Here is a 6,582-nt window from a genome sequence, read left to right as displayed (position 1 = left end):
TCAGCCGTAGACGTGCTGGGCCTGGGTGATGGCGGCGCCATCGGCGGCGGGGATCCCGCTCAGCGGTATGAAGGGGAACACCTTGATGGCGGTCAGCTTCGGCATGCCGGCCGGGCCCGCGTCGGCGAGCACCGTCGAGTATTCCCCTTCCGAGGCGATAGCCGCCGCAGCCTGCGGGGTGTACATCCAGTCCTCGTACAGCTGCGCCGCCAGCGGGTTAGGAGCGCCCTTCACGATGCCCCCGTACAGGGTCACCGTGTAGTTGTCGGCATTGAGCAGGTAGAACTTGACCGGGGCGCCGCTGGCCTTGGCCACCAGATAGAACGCGTAGGGCACGCCGATCCCGAGGCTCTTTGCGCCCTGGGCGACGGCGGTCAGCGGGCCGGTGATGTCGCTGGACGGGGACAGCTGCGGGTTCTGCGTCTTCAGGCCGGTCATCATCCCAGAGTCGCCAGGCACCAGGGCGAGGTGAGCGAAGATGTCGTCCATCTCGCCGATGGCCGTCGGGTCGTACATGACCAGCTTGTTCTTCCACTGCGAGTTCAGGAGGCCGGTCCACGTGGTCGGGACCTGGCTGGCCTGGACCGAGCTGGTGTTGTACAGCATGCCGGATAGTCCCACGGTGAAGCCGAAGAAGTTGTTGCCCGGGCCGTAGCTCTCGGCGGCCAGCTGCGACGCCGGCGGCAGGGTTGACGGCTTGAACGGCGCGAACCAGCCGCTCTTGATGTAGGCCAGCATGTCCGTGCTGCCGGTGTAGGCGATGTCGGCGACGTGCTTGCCGCTCGACATCTCGGCGGCGAGCTTGGCGGTCATCGGCGGCCCCACCACTGGGACCCCGGTCACCGTGATGTCAGGGAACGACTTCTTGAATGCGGTGTACAGCGCCATGTCGTTCCCGGCGCTCGGGCCGTAGATCACAACGCTCTTCTGTCCGGCGGCGACCGCCTTGTTGTAGAGCGCCTCCATGGCGCTGGAGTTGGCGGCTCCGCCTAGCTGGGTCTGCAGGCTCGACGTGGACGAGCCCGTCGAGCTGGAGGGCGTCGAACTCGAGGACGTCGATGACGAGGGTGAGCTGCTGCACCCGGCGACAAGCCCGGCCATCATGGCCAGCGCCGAACCGGCGGTAACTATCTGTCTCGGCTTCATGGTCTTGCTACCTTTCTGCATCAGAGTGAAGCGGCATGCATGATGTCGACGACTCGCCGACTCGTATCGCGTCGGCCAGCGGGGATGCGAGATCATCCTGCTGCCTGTCCTTGCGCCGGCAGGAGTGCTCGCGCTCATGTGGCCCCTCGGAGTGGGACAGACTCGACGGTCTGCTCGGCGGCCTGGGGTGCCCGTTCCGCGTTGTCGTCGTCAACGAGAACGGCGGCATCGACGGGGAAGCGCACCCACGCGTCGCTGCCGGCCTCCAGCATGCTCCCGGCGGCCCCCGCCTCGGGCGCGCGTACCACGACCTGTGCGCCGGCCGCCTCGACGAGGTACTCAACGCGCCCGCCCGCGTAGGTGCGGGAGCGGATCACGCCGGGAATCGCGGCGGCCGGCGCCTCGCCCGGCGAGCCCGGCGAGCCGATCTCGAGCTCGTCGGCCCTGGCCGCCAGCACGACCTCGGTGCCGGGCGCGCGAGTGATGCCCTTGGACGTCCACACCGGGCCGGCTCCCGACGTGAGCTTCACTGCGGTCGAGCCGTCGCGTGCCTCGCTGACCGTGGCGGTCAGCAGGTTCTCGAAGCCGATGAAATCGGCGACGAACCGGGTAGCGGGCTTGGTGTAGATCTCTTTCGGCGTCCCGACCTGCTGGATCTTCCCGCCCCGGATGACCACCACCCGGTCGGAGAGAGTGATGGCCTCCTCCTGGTCGTGGGTGACGTAGATGGACGTCCCGCCGGATCTGTCGTGCGCGTCGCGGATCTCCCTGCGCATCGAGCGCCGCAGCTTGGCGTCGAGGTTGGACAGCGGCTCGTCGAACAGCAGCACGGCAGGCCGGGCGACCATCGCGCGCGCCAGCGCTACCCGCTGCTGCTGGCCCCCGGACAGCTCGGTGACCGGCCGGTGGGCGTAGCTGTCCATGCCGACCATCGCGAGAATCTCCATGACCGCCCGCTGCCGTTCCCGGCGGTCGCGCCGCCGCACCCGCAGCGGATAGGCGACGTTGCCGAACACCGTCATGTGCGGCCACAGGGCGTAGCTCTGGAAGACCATCCCGATGTCGCGGCGGTTCGGCGGCAGGAACACCCGGCGCTCGGGGCAGGCGACGAGGCGCTCGCCGATGCGGATCTCGCCCCGCTCGGCGCGCTCGAGCCCGGCGATGCAGCGTAGCGTGGTCGTCTTCCCGCAGCCGCTCGGCCCGAGCAGAGTCACCAGCTCGCCCTGGTTGGCGCGCAGGCTGAAATCGTCCAGGACGGTCACGTCTGCGTAGGACTTCCGCAGTCCCGCGAGCTCGACCGCAGACATCAGCGGCTCCTTCCCGGTAGGCCGGCCGGCAGCCGGAGCGCGGGAAGGGCAGGTGACCTGCCTGCCGCCCGGAGCCGGAGCACGAACCGCATCACCGCCGCCAGCACCAGGACCGCCGCGACGATGCCGATCAGCAGGCAGAACGTCGCCGCCGCCTGCGACAGCGACCCGTCGTTGAACTGGTTGTACGCCAGCAGCGGGACCGTCTGGTTGTTGGGGGAGGCGAGCAGGATCGGGATGTCGAGGTTGCCGGAGGCCACGATCCCGGTGATGAACCACGCCACGACGAAGGCGGGCAGGATCAGGCGCAGCAGGATGCCGGTGGTAGCCCGGAAGCCCGAGGCGCCGGCGGTACGCGCCGCCTCCTCGAGCTCGCGAGAGATCTGCCCGATCGGGCCGGTGACCGCCCGGCTGGCGATCGGCGTGGTCCCGACGATCAGTGCCAGCAGCACGATCCACTGCGTGGCGTACAGCGACCGCAGCCCGGGGACTGACAGGTACGCCCAGATCAGGCCGAGGCTGAGGGTGATCCCGGGGACGGCCCACAAGACCCAGATCGACAGGTCGGGGAGCCGCCGCAGCCGGGATGTGGACCGCTGGGCAGTGAGCGCGACCCAGACGCCCAGCGCGGCCGCGCTGAACCCGGCGACGACGGCGACCAGCAGCGTCGTCTCGAATGCCGAGCTCGTGCCGGGGGCGTGCAGCACCGTGGAGTAGTTGTTCAGCGACAGGTGCGAGTAGACACCGAAGTAGGACTCGAGCGAGCCGAGGACGAACTGGCCGAGCGGGAGCACCAGGGCCAGCAGCCCGTAGATCACGATCACGGCCGTGCCGAGCCACTTCCACCGGCCGATGTCGAGGCGCTCCCGTCGGCTGCTCTTGCCGGTCACCGTCGTGAAGCTGCGCCGCCCGAGCAGCCGAGTCTGGAGCGCGACCAGGATCAGGACCATCGCCACGAGCAGCAGCGCCAACGTGCTGGCCCCGGCGTAGTTCGGCGGGGTGACCGCCTGGTAGTCGCGATAGATCGCGGTCGGCAGGACGTAGATCCCGGCGGGCTCGCCGAGCAGCAGCGGGACCGTGAGCAGCCCCATGCCGAGCACGAAGCCGAGGATCATGACACCGAGGACCGACGGCGCCAGGGCGGGCAGCTCGATCAGGAAGAACGAGCGGAGCCGGCTTGCGCCGCACACCAGCGACGCCTCCTCGAAGGACGGGTCGAGGGCCAGGAACGGCCCGAGCAGCAGCAGGTACTCGGCGGCCGTCGCGCCGAGGACGCTGACGCCGATCATCCCGAACCACGACTGGATGTTCAGCGGGGTCACGCCGAACATCGCGTGCAGTGCCTTGTCCACCAGGCCGACCGGCTGCTCGCCGAGCATCGCCCAGGACAGCGCGAAGAACAGCGGCGGTATGGCGAAGATCAGCACGGCCATCGGCGTGACGATCCGGCGCAGCGGGGTGGCCGTCCGGGTGACCGTCCAGGCCAGGTACACCGCGAGCGCAGTCGAGATCAGGACGGTGGAACCGGACAGGATCAGCGAGTTCGCGAACGCGTGCCACACCGCGCTGCTCGACAGCGCAGCCGTGAACCCGGACGTTGACCAGCTGGCATGGCCGAAGCCGGGAGGGGCCGTCCGGAAGGCGCCGTAGGCGAGCATCACCACCGGCCAGACGAACAGGCCGAGGGAGAGCAGGCACAGCAGGATCAGGCCGGGCGACGGCCGCCGCTGCCGACGCGCTACCCCGGGCCGGCCGACGGGCGTCCTGAGATCGGTGGTCGCGGTGGACACGGCTAGACCGCTTCTGGACTAGGCGTGGCCCGCAGCCCTGTGAGGCTGAACAGCGCCGCGGCGTTGCGCTCGAACAGCCGGGCACGGTCGGTGTCGGTCAGCCAGTCGATCTCGTCGATGAGCAGCCGGATGTCGTCGTACCAGCGGCCGGTCTCCGGGTCGCGGACCGAGCCGGTGCCCGGTTTCTCCGACCCGAACAGGCAGCGGTCCGCGCCCACGGTGCGGATCAGCAGCTCGATGGCATCGCGGGTGTACAGGCAGGTGTCATACCACAGGGTGCGGAGCTGGTCGTGGAAGCTCTCGGCGCCCGGATTGCGCGCGGCGGCGGGCATGAACCGCCCGGCCTGGTACGGGATGGCGCCGCCACCGTGGGAGATGATCAGCTTGAGCGAGGGGAAGTCCTTGTGCACGTCGGAGCCGAGCAGGCTGGCGACCGCGACCGTCTCCTCCAGGATGAAGTGCAAGCTGTAGCTCTCCCTGGCCGGCGGCCGGCATCCGGCCGAGTGGATCAGGGCGGGTACGTCCAGTTCGCAGAACGCCTCATACAGCGGGTACCAGAAGCGGTCGCCGAGCCCCGGCAGCGGCGGGCCCTGGCCCTCCATCGGGTCGGGGTTGATCAGCGCGCCGACGAAGCCGAGCTCGGTGACGCAGCGGCGCAGCTCGCCTGCCCAGGCAGCCGGACCGGTCGACGGCGACTGCGGCAGGCCGGCCATTCCCCGGAAGCGGTCCGGGTAGAGGCCGCAGACCCGGTGGATGACGTTGTTGGTCTCCTCGATGAACCACTGCACGATCCTCGCGGGGTCCTCAGAGTGCATCATCGTGTAGGGGCGGGGCGAGATCAGCTGCACGTCGATGCCAGCGGTGTCGAGGTGCTCCAGGTGAGAGATCCCGAACGCGCCGCCAGGCTGCTCAACGGCCTCCCTGAGCTGGTCGTCGGTCGCGGTCACCCGGCCGCGGCCGTGCGCGCCTCGGTGGGACAGCACATTGGCCTTGTAGGCGTACAGCGCGTCGGGAGCGCTGACATGGCCGTGCACATCGATAATCATCAGGCTGCCGTCTCCTGCTCAGTGCGGGCTGTGCGATCACGGTTCCATGTGGCGAACGCCATGCCGACGCCGGTCCCGGCCGGGGACCGGTAGGCCGGGATGTAGTCGAGGAGGTCGAACGAAAGGCCGCTCAGGGCACCGCCGGCCGTGATCCAGTTGAGAGTCTCTGACGTACCCGAGCGCAGCATGTCGGCAGGGAGCTGACCCAGCGCGGCCCCGTCGCCGCCTGCCAGGCCAGCCAGCACGGCACGGTCGAGATCCTCGAGGACCACGAAGTGGCTGAGCCCGCCGCTGGCGAAGACGGCGATGCGCGCGTCCGCGTCCCATGACTCGATCCCCGCGCGCAGGGCCTCGCCCAGTCGCCAGCACCGGGCCGGACCGGGGACGTTGGGGGGGTAGTAGGTGTTGAGGAGAACAGGCACGATGGGCACCTCGGCCGCTAGGTGCAGCCGCCGGCGCGCGAACGTGAACGCGTGCCCCAGGCTCCGTCCCCGCGGCTGCGCGGACATCACGGTCACGTCAAATTCCCGCCCGGTCAGCGCGGCCGCCAGATGCTGGCTGAGCCCGGCACCGACCGGGTAGCTGTCGGGCGCGTCGGCATGAGCCGCCCAGTTAGCCCGCTGGATGTCCTTGGGGATTCGCGCGAAGTGCTCGGCGTCGGGCGGAAGGTCCCACAGGCGCTCCCCGGTGAACAGCCCGATCGCCGGGACGCCGTCAGCGCCGAAGAGCTCGTGCTGGTCGTCGCCGACAATCACCACGATGTCAGGAGCGGCCTGCTCCAAGCGCCGGGCCAGCGCCCCGACTGCTGCCTGGGCGCGATCGAACTTGTCCTTCCAGACCGGGGCCTCCAGCTCGCCGGCCAGCCCCGGGTCGGCGTTGGCCAGCAGATCGTCGTAGCTGTGGTAGCGGCCGTCGCGGCCGAGCAGCTGGGCGTTGCGCTCGTCGCGGGCAGCATGCTCCTTCCAGAACTCCGCCGACGTGCTCATCTGGGGCGTGTGAGACGAGGCCAGCCCCAGCACTATCTCAGCCACTTCTGCTCCTCCGCTCGCGCCGTCGCGGCGGTCCTGCCTCGTCGGCTCCCAGGCGTATGGCGCCGATCTGGCCATCCGGAACCGGGACTTCCTCTGAGACAGCAGAGGGATGCTCGGCGAGCCCGGATCAATGCTCTCGTGAGCCTGCATCAGAACCGTAATGAGACGATTTCTTCCGAAAGATGTTTGATCGAGATTCTTCTCTCCCGAATCTGCGCGGTCAATGGCGATATACACCGGTCAGGCATCCCGATGGTTGTGG

The 6,582-nt window shown here is 69.3% G+C and carries 5 protein-coding genes; all 5 read right to left on the bottom strand.

All coding sequences use genetic code 11. The features are described 5' to 3' along the window. The 5 genes from WA805_RS07380 to WA805_RS07360 all read right to left on the bottom strand — a co-directional run bounded on the left by WA805_RS07380 (nucleotide 1) and on the right by WA805_RS07360 (nucleotide 6,320). Nucleotides 1–1,146 (bottom strand): ABC transporter substrate-binding protein, encoded by a 1,146-nt coding sequence (locus WA805_RS07380; protein WP_422273870.1) that lies wholly within the window; start codon nucleotides 1,144–1,146, stop codon nucleotides 1–3. A gap of 134 nt (nucleotides 1,147–1,280) precedes the next feature. Further along, nucleotides 1,281–2,453 carry an ABC transporter ATP-binding protein gene (locus tag WA805_RS07375; protein WP_424561008.1) on the bottom strand — a complete coding sequence of 391 codons (1,173 nt, stop codon included), beginning with the start codon at nucleotides 2,451–2,453 and terminating at the stop codon, nucleotides 1,281–1,283. Further along, nucleotides 2,453–4,243 carry an ABC transporter permease gene (locus WA805_RS07370; protein ID WP_422273866.1) on the bottom strand — a complete coding sequence of 597 codons (1,791 nt, stop codon included), beginning with the start codon at nucleotides 4,241–4,243 and terminating at the stop codon, nucleotides 2,453–2,455. Before WA805_RS07370 ends, WA805_RS07375 begins: the two co-directional genes overlap by 1 nt. Before the next feature lie 2 nt (nucleotides 4,244–4,245). Continuing rightward, the gene (locus WA805_RS07365) at nucleotides 4,246–5,289 is read right to left on the bottom strand and encodes an amidohydrolase family protein (RefSeq protein WP_422324892.1); all 1,044 of its coding nucleotides are present in this window, start codon (nucleotides 5,287–5,289) and stop codon (nucleotides 4,246–4,248) included. Beyond that, the gene (locus tag WA805_RS07360; protein WP_425241958.1) at nucleotides 5,289–6,320 is read right to left on the bottom strand and encodes a hypothetical protein; all 1,032 of its coding nucleotides are present in this window, start codon (nucleotides 6,318–6,320) and stop codon (nucleotides 5,289–5,291) included. Before WA805_RS07360 ends, WA805_RS07365 begins: the two co-directional genes overlap by 1 nt. Nucleotides 6,321–6,582 lie beyond the last annotated feature (262 nt).

It is taken from the genome of Trebonia sp. (assembly GCF_049794275.1).
In the GTDB taxonomy this organism is placed as follows: Bacteria; Actinomycetota; Actinomycetes; order Streptosporangiales; family Streptosporangiaceae; genus Trebonia.
The sequence above is the reverse complement of the archived record's forward strand: the minus strand, read 5'-3'. Positions and strand labels throughout refer to the sequence as shown.

Coding starts and splice junctions, on each gene's coding strand:
- WA805_RS07380 (WP_422273870.1), bottom strand. CDS start 1,146: ATGAAGCCGAGACAGATAGTTACCGCCGGTTCGGCGCTGGCCATGATG.
- WA805_RS07375 (WP_424561008.1), bottom strand. CDS start 2,453: ATGTCTGCGGTCGAGCTCGCGGGACTGCGGAAGTCCTACGCAGACGTG.
- WA805_RS07365 (WP_422324892.1), bottom strand. CDS start 5,289: ATGATTATCGATGTGCACGGCCATGTCAGCGCTCCCGACGCGCTGTAC.